This window comes from Haladaptatus sp. T7 (genome assembly GCF_026008575.1).
Classification (GTDB): Archaea; Halobacteriota; Halobacteria; order Halobacteriales; family Haladaptataceae; genus Haladaptatus; species Haladaptatus paucihalophilus.
On sequence record NZ_BROP01000004.1, the window covers coordinates 1 to 18,425 of the forward strand.

An 18,425-nucleotide genomic window follows, 5' to 3' on the forward strand; every position below is an offset into this window, starting at 1 on the left:
GGTACGGGACGAGCCTCAAAACGCGGACGGCTTGGGAGCTCAACATCGTTCGACACTTGTTGCGACGACACGGAATCCACCGGACGTACGAAAATTAACGTCGAAATCCGTGCTGTGGGTGCCGAGTAGGCGGTCCCTGAACCGGTTTTCACGCCGACTCAGTGCCCGCGGTTCTACGAGCGCACGGAGCGTGACCCGTAAAACCGAAACCGAAGCCGACCCCGGTCGGCAGGCACGAATAAAAATCGTTGGGGGAACCGAACCCCCTGTTTATCGGCGTCGAATCAGCAGTACATCGATTCGGCGACGTCGATGAGCGACGCCTTGGAGAGCGACCCGGTTACCGAGTAGCTGCTGTCGTCGTCCGACCACTGGAGCAGGCCCTGCTCGCCGACGGTGGTGTAGGTGGCGTCGTGTCCGGCGACCGAGACGGTCTGGTCCCCGCGAGACGGGCGCGTCGCGGACGTCTGCGAGACGACCAGCGAGTCGGTTCCGTTCGAGTATCGCAGCGACACCGACGCGTCGCCGTTCGAGGTCGTGACCGTCACGTTTTCGAGCGAGTAGCCGTCCGGAACGTCGGTCGGCTCGCGGATGGCGAAATCGACCGCCTCCTGTGCGTCAGCGACCGAGGAGTACGTCGTGGTTTCCGGCAGCCCGACGTCGATGACCTTTGCGTCCTCCGGCGGGGTGTACGTGAACCGCTCGTCGGAAATCGACGCGTCGTACGACAGGTTCGAATACGTCATCGTCGTCGTAGTCGTATCGTTTCCGACGGCTGTCTCCACGTGCGTCTTGACGGGGAACCAGTTCTCCTGGTCGAGCCAGACCGTCTGGTTCTGCATCAAGTTCCCGAGGGACTCGTTTTTCGGCTGGAGCGTCACCTTGTAGGTTTCGCGGCCGGAGACCGTCGCTTCCCCTTGGTACTCCGCGGTGAACGCGTCCGAGAACTGCTGGAACGCTTTGGTGAGGTTCTGGACGAGACCCGCGTTCTCGCCGCTGAGCCGCAGGTGACGGGCGGTGTTCCGCGTGTCGTTGTACATCCAGACGTCCGACCCGTTCGAGACCATCACGTCGCCCGCCGTGGGTCCGTCCGTGTACTCGTACCGGACGTGGTTCGGCAGACGCTGCCAGACGTCGGCGCGGACGGTCTGCGTGTCGTTCGCCCGCTCGGTTTCGACGGTCACCGTTCCGGTGACGCTGGTGACCGTGGTGTTGTTGCCGAGGGCGTGCTGTTCGATGGTCGATTCCGATGGCGTCGAGGTATCCTGTACCTGATCGGAACTCTCCATGCTCGCATAGCCGCCGACCGAGGCGGCGACGACGAGCGTGAGGAGACCAAGTGTCAGGAGGGACTTTCGTGTGACCATGCGACCGAAAATTACCACCGCCGTTTGATGAAATCTTTTATGAATTTCTGATAGATGAGATGAATTAGCACGGTGTTGAGATTTGCTCGACGGCCGGAGTCCGTCGAAACCCGCTCTCTGAATCGCGCTTACTGCACCGAGAATCCGCCGTCGACCACGAGGCCGTGGCCGTTCACGAACGAGGCTTCCTCGCTCGCGAGGAACAACACCGCGTCGGCAACCTCCTCGGGACGGGCGAGTCGGCCGAGCGGATATCGTTTCAGCAACTCCTCTTTCGCCTTCTCCGGGTCGGGTCGCGTCTCGAAGAACTCGCGCCCGAGTTCGGTGTCCGTGAACGCCGGGAGGACGGCGTTCGCGCGGACGCCCGCACGGCCCGCCTCGGCGGCGACGGCGCGGGTGAAGTTGAGCACGGCACCCTTCGTCAGCGAGTACACGGACTGCATCGGCAGTCCGTAGAAGGACGCCAGCGACCCGACGTTGACGATGTTCCCCGACCCTCGCTCTTTCAGGTGCGGGAGCGCGGCCTGACAGCCGTTCCAGACGCCGCGGACGTTCACGTCGAAGACCCCTTCGAAGACCGAATCCTGTACGTCCTCCACGTACGCTGGCGGGTGACCGACCCCCGCGTTGTTGACGAGCACGTCGAGTTCGTGCTCCGCGACCACGGCGTCCACGAGGGTCGAGAACGACTCGGCGTCCGTCACGTCGAGTTCGAAGAACTCCGCGTCGCCGCCGTCGTCCGCGATGTCCGCAACCGTCTCCGGTCCCGTCTCCTCGTTCACGTCGGTGCAGATGACGAACGCACCCTCCCTCGCACACCGCTTGGCCGTCGCTTCTCCGATACCCTGTCCCGCACCCGTGACGAACACTGTTTTATTTTCGAGCCGCATACGTAACGATTGTCAGCTGAATACTTGGTTCTTTTTATGGTTGGAAGAAACAGGTGCCCCAATCGTTCCGCGTCGCTCGAACGGGTCCCTACAGTTCGAGGAGTTCGACCGCGTTCCCGTCGGGGTCCCGGAGGAAGCAAATCCGCGTCCCGCTGCCGGTCGTCTGCGGTTCGCTGATGGTTTCCACGTCCTCGGGCAGGGCCGCGTAGACTTGCTCGATGTCGTCCGTCCGTAGTCCGAGGTGTTTCGCGCCGGTTTCGTACACGTCACGGGCGCGGCCGTCGTCCGCGTCGTCCGTGCGGTCCGCGCCACTGGTCTCGTTCCCCTCGTCCGAATTGCCCGCATCGCCGTCGTCTCTCTCGTACTCGATGAGTTCGACGCGGGACGTCTCGCCCCCGAGTTGGGCGAAGCGGCCGGTTATCGGTCCGCTTCCGATGGCCGTCGAGAGCGCGTCGTCGGAGAGGGTGTATCGGTCGAGCAGCTCCAATCCGAGCACGTCGCTGTAGAATTCGACCGCGCGGTCGAGGTCCGAGACGGAGATTCCGTGGTGGTGCACGCTGGGGTGTGCCATACTGTTCCCTTCTCGCCCGCGTTCAAAGGTCTTCGTCTCCCGCGGTTCCTTCCCCTTTCGTTCCCGTCAGTCCCGGCTTTCGAGGTGGAACTTCTGGACCTTCCCGGTCGTCGTCCGCGGTAACTCCTCCACGAACTCGACCTCGCGGGGATGTTTGTACGCCGCGAGTCGTTCGAGACAGTACTCCCGCACGTCCTCCGGCGTCGCGTCCGCGTCCGGTTCGGGGACGACGAAGGCCTTGACCGTCTCGTTCCGGCGCTCGTCGGGAATGCCGACGACGGCGGCGTCTGCCACGGCCGGGTGTTCGAAGAGGAGTTCCTCGACTTCGCGCGGATAGACGTTGTACCCTGCCGTGTTTATCATGTGCTTCTTGCGGTCCACGACGAAGAAGAAGCCGTCCTCGTCGGCGTAGCCGATGTCGCCGGTGTGGAACCAGCGCTTTCCGTCCGTCTCGGTGAACGCTTCCGCGTTCGCCTCGGGGCGCTCGTAATACCCCGTCATCACGTTCGGTCCCGCGACGACGAGTTCGCCGGTTATCTCGTCGAGGTCCACGCTTCCCTCCTCGACGGGGCCGCGTTCCACCGGCGGTCGCTCGTCGAACGCGTCATCGACGATGCGGGCGGACACGCCGTCGAGCGGTCTGCCGATACTGCCCGGTCGCCGCTCCCCGGCGTGGTTGGCGTGCGTGACGGGACTCGTCTCGGTCAGGCCGTAGCCCTCGTGCAGTTCGACGTCGAACCGTTCCTCGAACGCCCGGCGAACCTCTTCGGGCAGGCCGCTTCCGCCGGAGTTGGCGAATCGGACAGATGAGAGGTCGAACTCCGCGTCTTCGGGTAGACCCGCGAGGTCGTTGTACATCGCGGGAACGGCGTGGACCAGCGTCAACTTCGCCGATTCGATAAGGGATGCGGCCGTCTCCGCGTCCCACGCCGGTAGCGGGTAGTAGCTTCCGCCGTCGAACAGGGTCGCGTTCATCGTCACCGTCATGCCGTAGATGTGGAACAGCGGAAGGACGCCGAGGTGGCGGTCCGTCGGTCGGATTCCGTCCGGGATGGGGTTCGTCGAGGCGTTCGCATCCCACGCGAGGTTGTGGTGCGTGAGGAGGACGCCCTTCGGCGTCCCCGTCGTTCCCGAGGTATAGGGTTGGACAGCGACGTCGTCGGCCGCTCGGTCGGCGATGGGACGCGTTTCGTCGGCGAGGAATGCCTCGAACCGAACGTCGCCGTCACCCTCGCCGACGGTCACGACGGCTTCCACGTCGGTTTCTTCCCGAACCGCACCGACGTGCTGTACGAGGTCCGGGAGGGTGACGACCGCCTTCGCACCGCTGTCCCCGAGGAGGTGGCGGAGTTCCCGGCGCTTGTACTGAGGGTTCATCGGAACGACCACCCCGCCAGCGCGGAGCGTGCCGTGGAACGCGGTGACGAACTGGGGGAGGTTCGGGAGGTAGATGGCGACCCGGTCGCCCGCGCCGATTTCGCGCTCGGCGAGTCCGGCCGCGAACCGCCCCGTTCGCGTCCAGAACGCTTCGTAGGAGGTCTCTTGCCCGTCGTAGACGAGCGCCGGTGCCTCGCCGCGTTCCGCCGCCGCGTCCGCCACGTGGTGAACGAGATTCATGCGTCGTCCGTGCCATGTGCCCACACTGGCAAAAGCGTTTATTGATGGTCGCCAACCGTCCTAATATCGTTATCTTTGGAAAGATTTAACGAGAGGGAGTTATCGATGTCAACCATCCCGCTCGCGGCGCACGGCACTTCGTGCGTCCCCAGTTATGGTTCCCAGTTGTATAGCGCGTCTGTGAAGATGGCGTGGACATCCTCTTCCGTCACGGGACGGGGGTTACAGCGGAGCAACCGCGCTTGCGTGTCCACGGTCTGTTTCGCCAGCCAATCCACGTCGTCCTCCGTAATCCCGGCCAACTCGGCGAGGCCGCTAGGGAGGACGTTCAAGTCCCGCTGGAGTCGGATGTACTCCCCTTTCAGGGCGTCCGCGGCCTCGTTCGTGCTCATCCCCGTCGTGTCGACGCCGAACCGACGGGCGAGCGAGGCGAACCGCTCCGGGTCGCTCGCGGCGTTGTAGCCCAGCGTGCTCGCGGGAGTGAGCACCGCGATGGTCTCGCCGTGGTAGGTGTGATACTTGTTCCCGACGGGATAGGCCATCGCGTGACAGAGGCTCGCGCCCGCGGTCAATCCGGCGATAGCACCGAAGAGGGCACCCTGCAACATGTTTTCGCGCGCTTCGAGGTCGTCCCCGTTGTGAACCGCTTTTCGGACGTTGCCCGACAGCAGGTCGATGGCCTTCTCGGAGAACATCTCGGTGAGCGGCGTCCGCCCGGCGTACACGGGCCGTTCGCGGGGGTCCGTCGGCCGGAGGAGCGAGTCGTACTCGTGGGTGGTGTACCCCTCGATGGCGTGGCCGAGGGCGTCCATCGCCGTCTTCGCGGTCAGTTCCGGCGGAAGCGTGGTCGTGAGCGTCGGGTCGAGGACCGCCGCGTCCGCGCGGATGTGGTTGCTGGAGATGCCTTCCTTTATTTCCTTTTCCTCCACCGAGAGGATGGAAACCGGCGAGATTTCGGCCCCCGTTCCAGCGGTCGTCGGCATCAGGACGAGCGGCGGTCCCGACTCGTCCAGGGCCTTCCCTTCGCCGGTCGGTTCGGCGATGTAGTCGAGCGGGCCGCCACCGTTGGCGATGACAGCGCGGGTCGTCTTCGCGGTGTCCATGCAACTGCCGCCGCCGAGACCGACGTAGAAGTCGTAACCCTCCTCGCCCTTCTCGTCGCGGACGAACGCCAAGCAGTTCTCGATGTCCGCGATGGAGGGTTCGCGCTCCGATTCGTCGTAGACGTCGACGGCGAACTCGGCGTCTTCGAGGTGCGTCTCGACGCGCCCGACGTGGCCGATGTCCGAGAGCGTCTCGTCGGTGATGATGAGGCCGTGTGCGCCCTCCTCGACGCCGAGGTCGCGCAACTGGAACGCCAGTTCGTCCGTCGCGTCCCGTCCGAATCGAATCTGGGGCATCTGGATGTGCCAGACCGTTTCCGGCGAGAGTTCGTGCGACGGCGCGGAGACGGAGCGTTCGTAACTCATCTCAGGGCCACCCTCCCTGAATCTCCTCGAACTGCTCTGGGTCGTGGCCGTACACCACCTCGGCGTCGTGCTCGCGCTCTATCTCCTTCAGTTTCTGGAGGCTGTCGAACCAGTGGCGGTGACTCCAGAGCAGTCCGGCACCGAGCGGCGTCCCGTTCTCGTAGTTCTCGGTTTGGTAGATTTCGTCACCCGCGAACGCGACCGTTCCCGCACCGTCGAGGTGGAAGACCGTCCCCGTCAATCCCGGCGTGTGACCCGGGAGACGAACGAACTCGACGTCCTCGAAGTGCGTTTCTCGGTCGCGGTGGAGCACCCGCCAGTTGAGGTCGTGGTCGAAGTCGCCGAGGATGTACGCGCCGCTTCCCTCGTCCGTCTTCGTGCTGTAGTAGGCGAACTTCAACTCCTCCTCGTGGACGAACACGGGCGTGTCCGTCCCGTCGAAGTGGTGCAGGCCGCCCGCGTGGTCGAGGTGAAGGTGTGTCTGGAACACGTAATCGATGTCGTCGATATCGTACCCCGCATCCGCGAGGTCGTCCCGAAGGTCGTGTTCCCGAACGTCGTGCGGATAAAACGCCTGTTTCAACCCCTCCGGCCAGTGACCGTCGAGCGCGTCCTCGTGGTTACCCGTATCCCAGAGAATCGTCCCCTCGGGATGGTCGATGACGAGGTTGAACACGGGTATCTCCACGTAGTCGGTGTCCGGATTCGGTTCGTCGTGGGACCCGAGCGTGTTGCCCTCGATGAGGTAGTTGAGGTCGCACTCCAATCCGCCCCGGTGGATTACGTCGATGGTTGCATCAACCATGGTTAATCATTACTGTCTGACGGGATGAGCGTATCTTACTGCCGGAAACATGTCTTTTCACACACGAACGCTCGACCAGATACGAACTCCGTGGCCGACTTCCGACGGTTTGACCGCAATCGCTGTCGTATTAACCGCGGTGACACAACGGGACGGTGACTGATGCTTTCGAACCAACTGTTCTATATCGCAAACGCCGTCGGGTTGGTCGCCTTCGCGCTCGTCGGCGCGAGCAAGGCAATCCGGGAGGGATTCGACCCGTTCGGGGTGACGGTCGTCGGCCTCGTCACCGCATTCGGCGGCGGAACGACCCGCGACGTGCTCGTCAATCGCATTCCGCTCTCGCTCCAGACCCTCTCGAACATCGGGTTCGGCGTGGTCGGCGTGACCACCGCGGTCGTGCTGTCCATCCTGTTCGACGAACCGGACCGACACCCGATTTCGCTGGCCGCCGATGGCGTCGGCCTCGCCGCGTTCACCACTGCCGGTGCAATCGTCGCGTCCGGAGCGGGCGTCTCCCCGTTCGGCGTCGTCGCGGTCGCGACGATAAACGCCGTCGGCGGCGGCGCGATGGCGGACATCCTCCTCGACCGCTCGCCGTTCGTGCTGATGCGGGACTTTTACGCGAGTTGTGCCGTCATCGGCGGTTCCGCCTACTGGTGCCTGCTCGCCCTCGGCGGCGACGCGAACGTCGCGGCGAGCGGATGCGCGGCCGTCACGCTCGTCACGCGGGTCGCCGCGGTTCGGTTCGGCTGGCGGCTTCCGACCGTTCGAACGAGTCTCGGCTGAGTATGCGGCCACACGACGGGATTGCGGCCATGCTTTCGTGACGGACTTTCCGCTGTTTTCTCCTGACGGCGTTCCCGCCTCCTACTCCCCACGAGTCCCGTCGTTGCCGACCCGTTAGCCGTGCTGGAGCGCCCTCGTCAACCGTCTGAACGCGTCCTCGTTCGCGGCGTTCGAGGGTTGTGCGCCGACGACCGCGATTTGGTCCCCGTCGTCGACCGTCTTCGCGACGAAAAACCGCAAGTCGGTCGAGGCACCGTCCTTCTTCGCCGTGCCGTCGAAGGTAACGAGGTCCGTCGTCGTTCCGAGGAGGTTGATGGACTTGGTGCCGTTTTTCCCGCTCACGGTCACGGTCCCGTAGTTGTTCGAGAAAGCGGTGTCGATGACGCCGCCTTCGGTTTCGATTATCTCCCGCTCGTTCATCTCTCGAAGCGGGTCGATGGTCCGCCCGCTCACTTTGGCTATCGGCACGCTGAGGCCGAAATACAACGCGGGCAGAGATGCGTCCGTCCCGTTCCGACGGTATTTGGAAATCTGGCTGTGCACCGAAACCCCCTCGAATCCGTCCGGGAGGTCGAACCCGCTCGTCAGTCCGAACCCCTCCGTATCGACCAAGCTGTACCCCGTTTTCGAGAGCGCCTCGTCGGAAACTGTGACGGGAGTCGCCTCCGCTTCGACGCTCCCGCTGGGAAACATGTCGAGACAGCCGGAGGCGAGCGCGACGCCGACCGTCCCGGTTAGCTGCAGCACCCGTCTCCGTGACCGGGATGTGGTTCGATTCGACGTGTGGCGGTCGCGGTCGTTCGATGAGGACTCGTTCATCTCTACGTGTACGGACGGCTCACCGCCTTCTGGTTTGGGTGTCTTACTATGCAGACGACCGCCGAACGACGGGTCTATCAGTTTGGACGCTCCGGCGTTTTCTTCGTCTGAACCCCCGACCCAACATACCGTCTTCAGCGTACGCACGCCTGATTCGGCACGAGGTCGAACGAATTATCGGTACAAGGTCGAACGAATCCCTCATACCGTCGTTCAAACGAAGCTATCACATCCCTACATTTCTCGGCGAGACGACGAGCGTCCGGCACTGTGCACCGCTTTCCGCGGGATAGAACCGCCGTCGTGACGCTTTCACCCGGCTTCGTCGCCGCCGTCATGATTACTAGACGCGGTTCGGTAACGCATCGTGATAGCTAGCGTGTCATGACAGGGGAGTGGACCTCCTCGATTATTTCGAAACATGATGAGTGATGCTGACGACGGGGGTCGCTCCCAACGCTCGGTGTTGGACGGCGACTCGTCGTCGACCGATAGACCACGCCCCGGAACGAACGACGGAACGGCGAACGACCGTCCGGCCGTGGTTTCGGCCAGCGGCGTTCGACGGACCTACCACCTCGGAAAGCCGGTTCACGCGCTAGACGACGTTTCCGTTTCCCTCCCGGACGGGTCGTTTACCGCGGTCATGGGACCGAGCGGTTCCGGGAAGAGTACCCTGATGAACATGCTCGGCTGTCTCGACACGCCCGACGAGGGCACCGTCAGTATCGACGGGCAGGCGGTCGATTCGCTCTCGGACAACGAACGGGCGCGCCTCCGCGGCACGGAAATCGGATTCGTCTTCCAGCAGTTCAACCTGATGCCGAAACTCACGGCGGCGGAAAACGTCACCCTGCCGATGGTGTTTCACGATGCCGTCGATGAAAGCCGCCGCGAGCGCGCTCGCACGCTCTTAGACCGCGTTGGCCTCGGCGACCGATTGGACCACGCGCCCAACGAACTGTCCGGCGGGCAACGCCAGCGGGTCGCCATCGCACGCGCGCTGGCGAACGAACCCACGCTCGTGCTCGCCGACGAGCCGACGGGCAACCTCGACACCGAAACCGGCGAGGAGATAATGGAGCTGTTCACCCAGCTACACGACGAGGGGCGGACCATCGTGATGATCACCCACGAGCGGGCAATCGCCGAGTACGCCGACCGAATCATCCACCTCGTCGACGGAGCTATCGACGACATCGAGGTTCTATCGGCGTCCGCGGAGCGTTCGAACACCGACTCCGACGACACCGGAGGGACCGACGAATGAAACTCGGCGAAAGCCTCCGTATCAGTTGGCGGACGATCACCTCGCACAAACTCCGGTCCACGCTGACGACGCTCGGCGTCATCGTCGGTATCGGGTCCGTCATCACGTTCATGATTCTCGGCGGCGCGTTCTCCGCGAACATCCTCGGTGACGTGGGCGCGATGAACGAACCGGTGATGAAGATATCGACGCAACGGTCGACGGGCGCGGTCGGTATCCAACAGAGCCACTCTCCCATCTACACCGAATCCGACGTCGAGGCCTTGCGACAGCTCGATAACGTCGAGTACGTCGCCCCGCTCGGTAGCGTTCCGGCCGCCCAACTGTCGCACGGAAACGACAGCATCACCGGCATGTTCGCGGTGCAGGCCACGACTACCGACCGGTTCGAACACGGCGAACCGCACGAGTTCACCGAGGGCGAGGTGTTCTCCGGGGACGACCAAGCGGTGATGAACACGCGGGCGGCACAGTTGTTCGAGAAGAACGTCTCGGCGGGCGAGACGGTGACCCTCTCGTTCCAGGACGGTTCGCAAAAGACCGTCACCGTGACCGGCATCGTCGATGAGGATATCGGCAGTCACGCCGCGTCCCCTATCGTGTACGTCCCGCTCGGCTCACAGTACGCGACCACCGTCCGGACGCCCGGCGGTGAGGAAAAGCGCGCCTACTCCGGCGTGGAAATACGGGCGACCAGCATGGATGACGTCGATTCGGTGAAGCAAGCCGCGGCGAACTACATGCACGAACGGTCGGACGCTCGGAAGCTCAAGGCCGACGACTTCGATATCGTCGTGGAGACGATTCGAGACGAGGTTGACCGCGTGTCCTCCACTCTCGACCAACTGACGGTCCTCATCGGCGGTATCGCCGCGATTTCGCTCGTCGTCGGGTCCATCGGCATCGCCAACATGATGATAGTCAGCGTCACCGAGCGAACGCGGGAGATAGGCATCATGAAATCTATCGGCGCACGGAAACGGGACATCGTTCAGCTGTTCCTCGTCGAATCCATCATCCTCGGTGCCATCGGTGCGGTCTTCGGTATTCTGGTCGGTATCGGATTCGGCTACCTCGCCGTCACCCTCGCGGAGTGGCCGATGACGTATCCGGTCGATTGGATCACCATCGCCGCCGCGGTCGGGGTCGGCGTCGGTATCGTCTCCGGGTTGTACCCCGCCGTGCGCGCCGCTCGAATCGACCCCATCGAAGCGCTTCGACAGACCTGACCGCTTCGTCCAGTCTCCTCGGTTCCCATCGACTCCCGCTGGCGCGCTCGACTCTCCCCTTCGACACCCCTCCCTCCTCCGTCCCCGCCGACCTGCTGACGCCCTCCATTCGCTTCCCCGCTGACGCCATTCCACCTCCACCTTCACCTCCGTGCCCCGCCCGACCTAACTACCCGTCTCCCGCCGACTTTCTTCTCGACCCAACCACACACCCACGACGACCGCCTCGTTCGACGCCAACCTCTGCATAGCTAGAATCCACCACTAAGTTCGAGGCGGCCTAACGTAGGATAAATGCGACGTGCCCTCTCGCGCACCGGGACGCCGGAATCCGCGTATTTTCGTGCTTACAGCCGTCAGAACCGCTAACGAACATGACCGACGATGACTCCGACGACGGACTGCAACCGCTCCCGGTGGACGGGTACCCCGACCCGGTGCTCGAATACGGCTTCGAGGACGAACGACCGGTGGTGAGAGCGGGTAACGAGGCGTTCCGGGAGACGTTCGACGCAGACGCGTCGAACGTCTCGCTCCGCTCCGTCTTCGACCGATTTCAGTTTTCCGGGACCTCCTCCCCGACCGAGTTCGTGACTCGCGTTTCTCGGAACGAGCAGTTCGGTACCCGTCTTCGCGTCCCGGAACGGGCCGACGCCGATGGGGGCAACGGGGACGGCGGAAACGACGGAACGAGCTATCTCGTCCGGGTGGTACCCGCGTCCGACGGGTCCGGCGGACACGTCGTCTTCGCACCCGGTTGCGAACGTCCGCGAACGAAACCGGGAGACGAGCGGTGGGGGTCGGTGGCGAGCGTCATCACCCACGACCTCCGGAATCCGCTCGACGTCGCCAAGGCCCGTCTCCGCGCGGGTCGTGAAACCGGCGACGACGCGCACTTCGAGCACGTCGAGCGAGCACACGAGCGCATGGAGCGCATCATACGGGACGTTCTGACCGCCTCTCGCGGGACGGATACGATAGCAGTCGACCCCTCCGAAGCCGTCGATTTCGAGGAGTTGGCCGTGGCCGCGTGGGAGACGGTCGAGACGGACGGGGCGACGCTGACCGTCGAAGACTCGCTTCCGACGGCGGTCGCCGACGCGGACCACGTTGGCCGACTGTTCGAGAACCTGTTCCGAAACGCGGTCGAACACGGCGGCGAGACGCCGACCGTCCGCATCGGCGGGCTATCGCGGGACTCGAACGACGGGTTCTACGTCGCCGACGACGGACCGGGAATACCGCCGCGGGACAGACAGGTCGTGTTCGAACCCGGATACAGTTCCCACGAACGGGGAACCGGTTTGGGGTTGGCCATCGTCGCCCGCATCGTCGCGGCCCACGAGTGGACGATTCGAATCGAGGAGTCGGCGAACGGCGGAGCCAGATTCGAGGTGTGCGACGTTCGCCGCGACGATTCGACCCCGCGGTCGTAGCGAGCGACACGGTGAAATAGCAGGAATCGTATCGATTAACCGACAGGGACGACTTCGACACCAGCACAACGATGGACGAAAAACTCGACCGAGCGCCGATAGGCGTTCTCGACTGTTCGACGGACGGCACGGTGACCGGCGTGAACGAGGCCGCCCGGCGGCTCCTCGACGTCGGAACGGCCGACGTGACCGGTGCCGACGTCGGAACCGTGTTTCCGCGGAGCGTCGAGAACACGCTTTCGACCGTCCTCGATGCGGGACCGCCCACGGAGGACCGCGAGTTCGAGGAGTACTACCCCGAACTCGAACGGTGGCTCGTGGTTTCGCTCGTCCCGGTGGACGATGAGGTGACGGTCTATCTCCGCGACGTGACCGACCGCCGGAGCCACGAACGGACCGTCGCGGATATCCAAGGCCAGCTCGACCGGTTGATACTCCTCAACGGCCTCATCTCCGAGATTCTCACCGATCTCGTCGATGCGTCCACGCGGGACGAAATCGCCGAGACCATCTGCAAGCGCCTCGGCGAGACGGACATCTACGAGTTCGCGTGGGTCGGGGAGCGGAAACTCGGCGCGGACGAAATCGTCGTCCGCGCGTCCTCGGGGGCGACCGGTCGGACGTTCGAGAACCTCACGGAGAGCCTGTCGCGGTCCGAAATGGGTCCGGAAGAACGCGCCGCCGAGACGGGAACGCTCCAAGTCGTTCGCTCGCTGGCGAGCGACGATACGGTCCCCGAGGCCGTCCGTCGAGCGGCTTTCGCCGAGGGATTGCAGTCGATGCTGGCGATTCCGCTCACGTTCGGACCGGAGGTACACGGCGTCGTCGGCGTCTACTCGTCCGAACAGGAGGCGTTTTCCTCCCGCGAGCGCGCGAGTTTCGAGACGGTCGGCGAAATCGCCGGATTCGCCGTGAACGCGACGCGCAACCGAAACCTCCTCCTATCGGATACCGTCACCGAACTCACGTTCGAGGTGACGGACCCGGACTCCCCTCTCGTGGCCGCCAGCGCCGACCTCTCGGCTGCACTCTCGCTCGCCGGGATGGTTTCACACGACGACAGGGGACTGCTCTGCTATTTCAGGGTCGATGGCGAACCGCCAGCGACGGTGGCCGAGACGCTCGATTTCGGCGACGATGCCGTCGTCTCCCGCATCGTCAACGATAGCGCGGAGACCGGTTCCGTCGAGATGGAACTCGGCACCGAAACCCTGCTCGGGGTGCTCTCGACGCTGGGCGTCTCCATCCGGTCCGCCGAGTTCGAGGACGGGTCCGGGCGCATCGTCGTCGAACTCTCCCCGGACGAAAGCGTTCGTCGAATCGCCGATGCAGTGACGCGGCAGTTCGACGCGGACGTCGTTGCCGTGCGGGAACGCGAGCGACCCGTTACGACCGCGAACCAACTCCGTGACGAACTCGGCGACAGGCTGACCGACCAACAGGAGGCCGTGCTCAGGACGGCCTTTTTCGCCGACTACTTCGAATCGCCGCGGGGAAGCACCGCCGAGGAGGTCGCAAGCACCCTCGGTATCACCGGTTCGACGCTCCTCTATCACCTTCGGGCGGCACAGCGGAAGCTGTTGGATTCGTTTTTCGACGACTCGGTTTCGGTGGTTCGAAAGTAGGAGACGAAACGGGAACACACCCGCTCTCGATTCGGTGACGGTTCGGTGTGGACTTAGCGTCCCTCGCGGTCGATGGCCTCGAACGCCTCGAACAGTTCGTGCGGGTCGTCGAGCAATCGATGGATTCGGTGGGCCAACTGCGCCGCTTTGCGCTCGATGTCGAGATACTGCTGATGGTCTTGGCGCTTTCCTTCGGGTATCTCCGCCTCGATAACCGCGCGTTTGGACTCGACGCTGAAGTACTCGCCGAGCATTTCGTATCCCAGAATCGTACACTGCTGTGTAACGGCCGTTCGGATGTCCTCGCGGTCCACGGGCTTACAGAGGTAGTCGTCGAACGGCATATCCAGAACGTCGAAGCCGGGGTCGATGGCCGTCACCATGATGACGCGGCCGTCGAACCCCCGACCGGTGAGTTCGGAGAGTACCTCGTCTCCGGACATGCCGGGCATGTGGCGGTCGAGGAGAACGACGTCGACCGTCGACTCCTCGACCGTTGCGAGAGCGGCCTCCCCATCGTAGACGGTTTCGACCGAACAGAGTCCTTGGAGTCGGAGCGCGTACGCGTCTGCGACCTCCTTTTGGTCGTCCACGATGAGTGCCTTCGCCAGTGTCTCGTCGTCCGTATCGCTCACCATCTGAATCGAGCCTTACCCGTCGTATCTCGTCGCCATCATATAATTACCAACTATTTTCGACGGGAAACTGCCACGTCCACGCGCGGCGTCGGTGCCGTCTCGCGGTGCTGACCCGTACGGTATCTGTACTCCTAGAGGGGACATTTTCAGTGATGGGCGCTAGCTACCTCATATGGATTGTCGAACGGACCGGTCGATATCGAAACGGCGGTCGTGTCAGGTGCGGAGTCAGACCCGTCCGCTACCGGTTTTCGGGGCGACCGCGGCGTCTTTCCTGTCTTTCCGTTCCGATATCGCTATCCCCGGCCGTTCCGGCCCGCGTTGGTTTCCTCTTGGTTTAATACCGTTCACAAATAAGACCTATCCGTCAGTGTCCGCCCGTTATGTGTGCTTCATCCGTTCGCCCTACGACCGTGACGTCACTCCCCTCCCCCGCGAAGTGTATCGCACCGTTAGCAGGAACCCAGCGCCGCGTGCGGTGATGTGCTAGTCGAATGATGGACGTCGAGTTGGGGCTGCGCGTTGCGATAAACCTCGTCTCGGTCCTCGTGACGGGATACTTCCTCGTGATCATGTGGCGAGTTCGGTCGGAACCGACCTCCTTGCCGTTGCTCGGCGTTGCGGTCGTCGTGTTCCTCGGTGCCGTCGTCCACCCGCTCGTGACCACGTTCCTCACGAAATTCTGGTTCCTTAGCATGTACTCCGTCATCGTCTTCGGCGGCGGGTTCTGGTTCCTCTTCGCCCTCCGGTATACCGGCCGCGGCGGACGAGTTACTCCGTTAGCGGTCGCGCTCGTCGCTGGGCTGTCCGTCACCATGCTCGGCATCGATATCGCCGGTGCGACGTCGCTCTTCCGGCGGTTCGTTCTGGTCAACGTCCTCCTCAACTCCGTCATCCTCGTGCTGGCGTCGTTGGTCGTCATCGGCCTCATCGTCGTCGTCACGGTTTCCTACGAGGAAAACGAGTTCCTGATTCGCGGGTCGATGCTACTCTCGGGCGGTGCGGCGGTCCTCGTCCTCGTTCCCGTGGTCGCGTCGAAGTTTCCGAATCCCGTCGTCGTTCCCTCCATGTTCATCGCAGCGAGCGGACTGCTGAGCGTGGCCGTGAGCCGCTATCGTCCGTTCGAGATGCTTCCCGTCGTCCGCGTCGCCGGGCGGGACCGAATCATCGAAGAGCTATCGGATGCGGTCGTGGTCGTCGACCGCGACGGTCGAGTTCGGGACCTCAATCCGAGCGCCGAGACGGTGTTCGACATCGACCGGAGCGCGGCCCTCGGACGGCCGCTCGGAGATGTCTTCCCGGTTCCGTTCGACACGGCGAGCGCGGCCGCTGCCCAAGAACCGACCCACGTTCGAACGGACGACGACACGATTCTGTCGGTCACCGTGCGGAGCGTCACGGACGACCGTGACCGCCTGTTTGGCCACCTCCTGGTCTGTCAGGACGTCACCGACCGCCGAAATCGTGAGGACCGATTGGCGGTCCTCAACCACCTACTGACCGGCGCGATGCGTGAGCAAATGGGGGCCGTCGCGGACGATGTGACCGCGCTGCTCGATTCCGAGACGGCCGAGGCGACGGACCCGGAAGGTGTCGGCGACGGCATCCACACGACGACGACGGACCTGCTGACGCTCGTCGAGCGCACCCGCGAAGTCGAGCGTGCGCTGGCCAACGGCGACGGGACCGGGGCCGACGAGCGAACCGATGCGGTTCCGATAGTCCGGGACGTGGTGAACGCCGATTCCGCTGACATCGACATCGTGCCGACGCTCCCCGACGGTCCGGTCCCGGTTGCAATCGGCGGGTCGCTCCTCCGGACCACGGTCGAAACGCTGCTGGACGATGCCGTCCGTCACGCCGCCGAAACCGTCGCCGTCGCCGTCGAAGAGACGGATGAGATGGTGACGATACGAATTGTCGATGACGGTCCGTCCGAGTCGGACTCCGCCGAAGACGAGGGACAGTTCTCGGACGGCATCTCGATGCAGATCGCCCGACTCGCGGTCGAACACGCGAACGGTTCCGTCTCCGTTTCACCCGACGAAACCGACGGTCGTCGTATCCGCGTCCGACTTCCCGGCATCGGTTCGGCGTCGCGTGCTTCGGGACGGACGGATTCGTCCGGTCGGGATGGCTCCCTCAGCCGAGACGCTCCGTCTCCGGTCGATGGAGGTGCCGAACGGTGACCGACGCGACGGTTCTCGTCTCCGGCGTCGGTGCGATAGGGCTGTTCGCCGTCGCAACCACCATGGCCGTCCGCCATCGGAAACTCCCCGGTGCGGATGCGTTCGTCTTCCTGTTGCTCGCGCTGGTTTCGATGACGGGGTTCGTCGTCCTCGGGCGAACGGGGGTCCTTTCGACGGAACTCGCTCTCGGCGGCCTCATCATCTGCTGGATGGTCGCGTCGGTGATATGGGCCGTCTTCGCGTTCGAGTACACCGGTCGCGGTCCGACGATGACCGGTCGCCGGGTCGCCGGGTTGCTGTTGCTACCCGCGTTCGTCTGGGTGAACGCGGTGGTTCGAAATTCGCTCTCCGGCCCGTTCAAATCCGCCTCGTTCGCCTTCGGGAGCGTCGTGTTGCTAGCGACCATCTCGGTCGGCGGCTTCGGCGTGTTTCTCGTCCTCCAATCGGCCATCTCGTACGACGACCTACCGTCCGACAGGGCGCTCGTCCTGACCGTCTTCGGGGCGAGCATTACCCTCCTCGCCCTTCCGGCGAGCCTCGAAACGGCACGGTTCGAGGTGATAACGGACGTGGTTCTGCTGGGTGCGGTCGCCATCAGCGCGGCGGCCGTTCTCGTCCAGCGCAACTACCAACTGTTCGAAAGCGGCCCGAGTACGGGTCATCTCGCTCGGAAAACCGTTCTCGACCAACTGTCGGCGTCCGTCTGCGTCGTCGGCCGAGAGGGTCGTCTCCTGGACGCGAATCGGGAGGCAACGCGCACCTTCGACATCGAAACGAAGAACGCCATCGGCCAGTCGGTGGACGATGTTCTCGGCGTCGCACTGGACGTCCCGACGGGCGAAGTCATCTCTCTCGAAACCGTCGATGGTCGCCGCGAGTTCGAGGTCAGTCGCTCGTCCCTGACGGAGCGACACGGAACTCACATCGGGCACGTCTATCTTTTCCGAGACGTGACGGAACAACGGACGCACGAACAGCGCCTCGAAGTCCTCAATCGCGTCCTCAGACACAACCTCCGGAACGAACTCGACGCCGTTCGAGCGTTTGCGGAAACGCTCGGTGACGACGGCCCCATGGAAACGCCGACCGTCGCCGCGCGGATTCGGGATGTCTCGCGGGAACTGGTCCACCTCGGAACGACCGTCGAACGGGCGGAGCGATTGCTCGCGCGCGAGGCCCTCGACCGCGAACCGGTGGACGTCGATGCGTTGGTTCGGTCGGTCGCTTCCGACGTCGCTCGGACGTACCCGGACGGGGAACTCACGATTTCGACACCGGACGACGGTATCGACGCGCGTACCGACCGGGAAATTCTCGAAGCGACGCTCGCGGAAGTCGTCGATAACGCGCTCAAACACACCGGGACGGTGGACCCCAGCGTCACGATTCTCGTCCGGCGAGCGGACGAGTCCGTCGTCATCGAAGTGCGGGACAACGGTCCCGCGATTCCGGACCACGAGCGCGCGGTTCTGCTGGACGGCGAAGAGACGCCACTCCAGCATGGAAGCGGATTGGGCCTGTGGTTGGTTTACTGGGGGGTCTCTCGCTTGGGTGCAGATATCTCCATCGGCGAAAACGACCCGTCGGGGAGTGTCGTGACCATCCGTATTCCAACCTGACGGTGCCCCGTCTCTTTTCTCGGCACCTGGTCGATATCGCCGATTCGAAGCTCGACACCAGATTCGACCTATCTCTGGATTATGTGGGCGTA

The 18,425-nt window shown here is 63.9% G+C and carries 15 protein-coding genes; 7 read left to right on the forward strand and 8 right to left on the reverse strand.

The window, feature by feature from the left end:
• Window positions 1-284: 284 nt before the first annotated feature.
• From OPC11_RS11970 to OPC11_RS11995, 6 genes are all read right to left on the reverse strand, one after another.
• Window positions 285-1,367: a DUF4367 domain-containing protein gene (locus OPC11_RS11970; RefSeq protein WP_264782006.1), complete on the reverse strand. Its 1,083-nt coding sequence runs from the start codon at window positions 1,365-1,367 to the stop codon at window positions 285-287.
• A 128-nt stretch (window positions 1,368-1,495) separates the two neighbouring features.
• The gene (locus tag OPC11_RS11975; protein ID WP_007982984.1) at window positions 1,496-2,257 is read right to left on the reverse strand and encodes an SDR family NAD(P)-dependent oxidoreductase; all 762 of its coding nucleotides are present in this window, start codon (window positions 2,255-2,257) and stop codon (window positions 1,496-1,498) included.
• 88 nt (window positions 2,258-2,345) lie between these two features.
• On the reverse strand, window positions 2,346-2,828 hold the full coding sequence (locus OPC11_RS11980) for a VOC family protein (RefSeq protein WP_264782007.1): 483 nt from the start codon (window positions 2,826-2,828) through the stop codon (window positions 2,346-2,348).
• Window positions 2,829-2,894: 66 nt separating this feature from the next.
• Complete coding sequence (locus OPC11_RS11985; protein WP_264782008.1) at window positions 2,895-4,445, reverse strand: long-chain fatty acid--CoA ligase; 1,551 nt, start codon at window positions 4,443-4,445, stop codon at window positions 2,895-2,897.
• Between the two features lie 152 nt (window positions 4,446-4,597).
• The gene (locus tag OPC11_RS11990; protein ID WP_264782009.1) at window positions 4,598-5,914 is read right to left on the reverse strand and encodes a hydroxyacid-oxoacid transhydrogenase; all 1,317 of its coding nucleotides are present in this window, start codon (window positions 5,912-5,914) and stop codon (window positions 4,598-4,600) included.
• A gap of 1 nt (window position 5,915) precedes the next feature.
• Entirely contained in the window at window positions 5,916-6,719 is an 804-nt protein-coding gene (locus OPC11_RS11995; RefSeq protein WP_264782010.1) for an N-acyl homoserine lactonase family protein, read from the reverse strand.
• Between the two features lie 162 nt (window positions 6,720-6,881).
• Between OPC11_RS11995 and OPC11_RS12000 the strand changes: the two genes are divergently transcribed.
• Window positions 6,882-7,508, forward strand: coding sequence for a trimeric intracellular cation channel family protein (locus tag OPC11_RS12000; protein WP_264782011.1), 627 nt, complete (start codon window positions 6,882-6,884; stop codon window positions 7,506-7,508).
• A 114-nt stretch (window positions 7,509-7,622) separates the two neighbouring features.
• On the opposite strand, the gene OPC11_RS12005 is transcribed toward OPC11_RS12000, so the two are convergent.
• Window positions 7,623-8,327, reverse strand: coding sequence for a DUF6517 family protein (locus tag OPC11_RS12005; protein WP_264782012.1), 705 nt, complete (start codon window positions 8,325-8,327; stop codon window positions 7,623-7,625).
• A 421-nt stretch (window positions 8,328-8,748) separates the two neighbouring features.
• Between OPC11_RS12005 and OPC11_RS12010 the strand changes: the two genes are divergently transcribed.
• The 4 genes from OPC11_RS12010 (at window position 8,749) to OPC11_RS12025 (ending at window position 13,887) form a co-directional block, all read left to right on the forward strand.
• Complete coding sequence (locus tag OPC11_RS12010; RefSeq protein ID WP_007983006.1) at window positions 8,749-9,597, forward strand: ABC transporter ATP-binding protein; 849 nt, start codon at window positions 8,749-8,751, stop codon at window positions 9,595-9,597.
• Entirely contained in the window at window positions 9,594-10,826 is a 1,233-nt protein-coding gene (locus OPC11_RS12015; protein WP_264782013.1) for an ABC transporter permease, read from the forward strand. Before OPC11_RS12010 ends, OPC11_RS12015 begins: the two co-directional genes overlap by 4 nt.
• A gap of 374 nt (window positions 10,827-11,200) precedes the next feature.
• On the forward strand, window positions 11,201-12,262 hold the full coding sequence (locus OPC11_RS12020; protein ID WP_264782014.1) for a HAMP domain-containing sensor histidine kinase: 1,062 nt from the start codon (window positions 11,201-11,203) through the stop codon (window positions 12,260-12,262).
• A 71-nt stretch (window positions 12,263-12,333) separates the two neighbouring features.
• Window positions 12,334-13,887 (forward strand): bacterio-opsin activator domain-containing protein, encoded by a 1,554-nt coding sequence (locus tag OPC11_RS12025; protein ID WP_264782015.1) that lies wholly within the window; start codon window positions 12,334-12,336, stop codon window positions 13,885-13,887.
• Window positions 13,888-13,940: 53 nt separating this feature from the next.
• On the opposite strand, the gene OPC11_RS12030 is transcribed toward OPC11_RS12025, so the two are convergent.
• The gene (locus OPC11_RS12030; RefSeq protein WP_264782016.1) at window positions 13,941-14,525 is read right to left on the reverse strand and encodes a response regulator; all 585 of its coding nucleotides are present in this window, start codon (window positions 14,523-14,525) and stop codon (window positions 13,941-13,943) included.
• 494 nt (window positions 14,526-15,019) lie between these two features.
• Between OPC11_RS12030 and OPC11_RS12035 the strand changes: the two genes are divergently transcribed.
• Both OPC11_RS12035 and OPC11_RS12040 read left to right on the forward strand, forming a co-directional pair.
• Window positions 15,020-16,714, forward strand: coding sequence for a PAS domain-containing protein (locus OPC11_RS12035; protein ID WP_264782017.1), 1,695 nt, complete (start codon window positions 15,020-15,022; stop codon window positions 16,712-16,714).
• A complete protein-coding gene (locus tag OPC11_RS12040) occupies window positions 16,711-18,333 on the forward strand; it encodes an ATP-binding protein (protein WP_264782018.1) in 1,623 nt (540 codons plus the stop codon). Before OPC11_RS12035 ends, OPC11_RS12040 begins: the two co-directional genes overlap by 4 nt.
• The last annotated feature ends 92 nt before the right edge of the window (window positions 18,334-18,425 follow it).

Coding starts and splice junctions, on each gene's coding strand:
- OPC11_RS11970 (WP_264782006.1), bottom strand. CDS start 1,367: ATGGTCACACGAAAGTCCCTCCTGACACTTGGTCTCCTCACGCTCGTC.
- OPC11_RS11975 (WP_007982984.1), bottom strand. CDS start 2,257: ATGCGGCTCGAAAATAAAACAGTGTTCGTCACGGGTGCGGGACAGGGT.
- OPC11_RS11980 (WP_264782007.1), bottom strand. CDS start 2,828: ATGGCACACCCCAGCGTGCACCACCACGGAATCTCCGTCTCGGACCTC.
- OPC11_RS11985 (WP_264782008.1), bottom strand. CDS start 4,445: ATGAATCTCGTTCACCACGTGGCGGACGCGGCGGCGGAACGCGGCGAG.
- OPC11_RS11990 (WP_264782009.1), bottom strand. CDS start 5,914: ATGAGTTACGAACGCTCCGTCTCCGCGCCGTCGCACGAACTCTCGCCG.
- OPC11_RS11995 (WP_264782010.1), bottom strand. CDS start 6,719: ATGGTTGATGCAACCATCGACGTAATCCACCGGGGCGGATTGGAGTGC.
- OPC11_RS12000 (WP_264782011.1), top strand. CDS start 6,882: ATGCTTTCGAACCAACTGTTCTATATCGCAAACGCCGTCGGGTTGGTC.
- OPC11_RS12005 (WP_264782012.1), bottom strand. CDS start 8,327: ATGAACGAGTCCTCATCGAACGACCGCGACCGCCACACGTCGAATCGA.
- OPC11_RS12010 (WP_007983006.1), top strand. CDS start 8,749: ATGATGAGTGATGCTGACGACGGGGGTCGCTCCCAACGCTCGGTGTTG.
- OPC11_RS12015 (WP_264782013.1), top strand. CDS start 9,594: ATGAAACTCGGCGAAAGCCTCCGTATCAGTTGGCGGACGATCACCTCG.
- OPC11_RS12020 (WP_264782014.1), top strand. CDS start 11,201: ATGACCGACGATGACTCCGACGACGGACTGCAACCGCTCCCGGTGGAC.
- OPC11_RS12025 (WP_264782015.1), top strand. CDS start 12,334: ATGGACGAAAAACTCGACCGAGCGCCGATAGGCGTTCTCGACTGTTCG.
- OPC11_RS12030 (WP_264782016.1), bottom strand. CDS start 14,525: ATGGTGAGCGATACGGACGACGAGACACTGGCGAAGGCACTCATCGTG.
- OPC11_RS12035 (WP_264782017.1), top strand. CDS start 15,020: ATGATGGACGTCGAGTTGGGGCTGCGCGTTGCGATAAACCTCGTCTCG.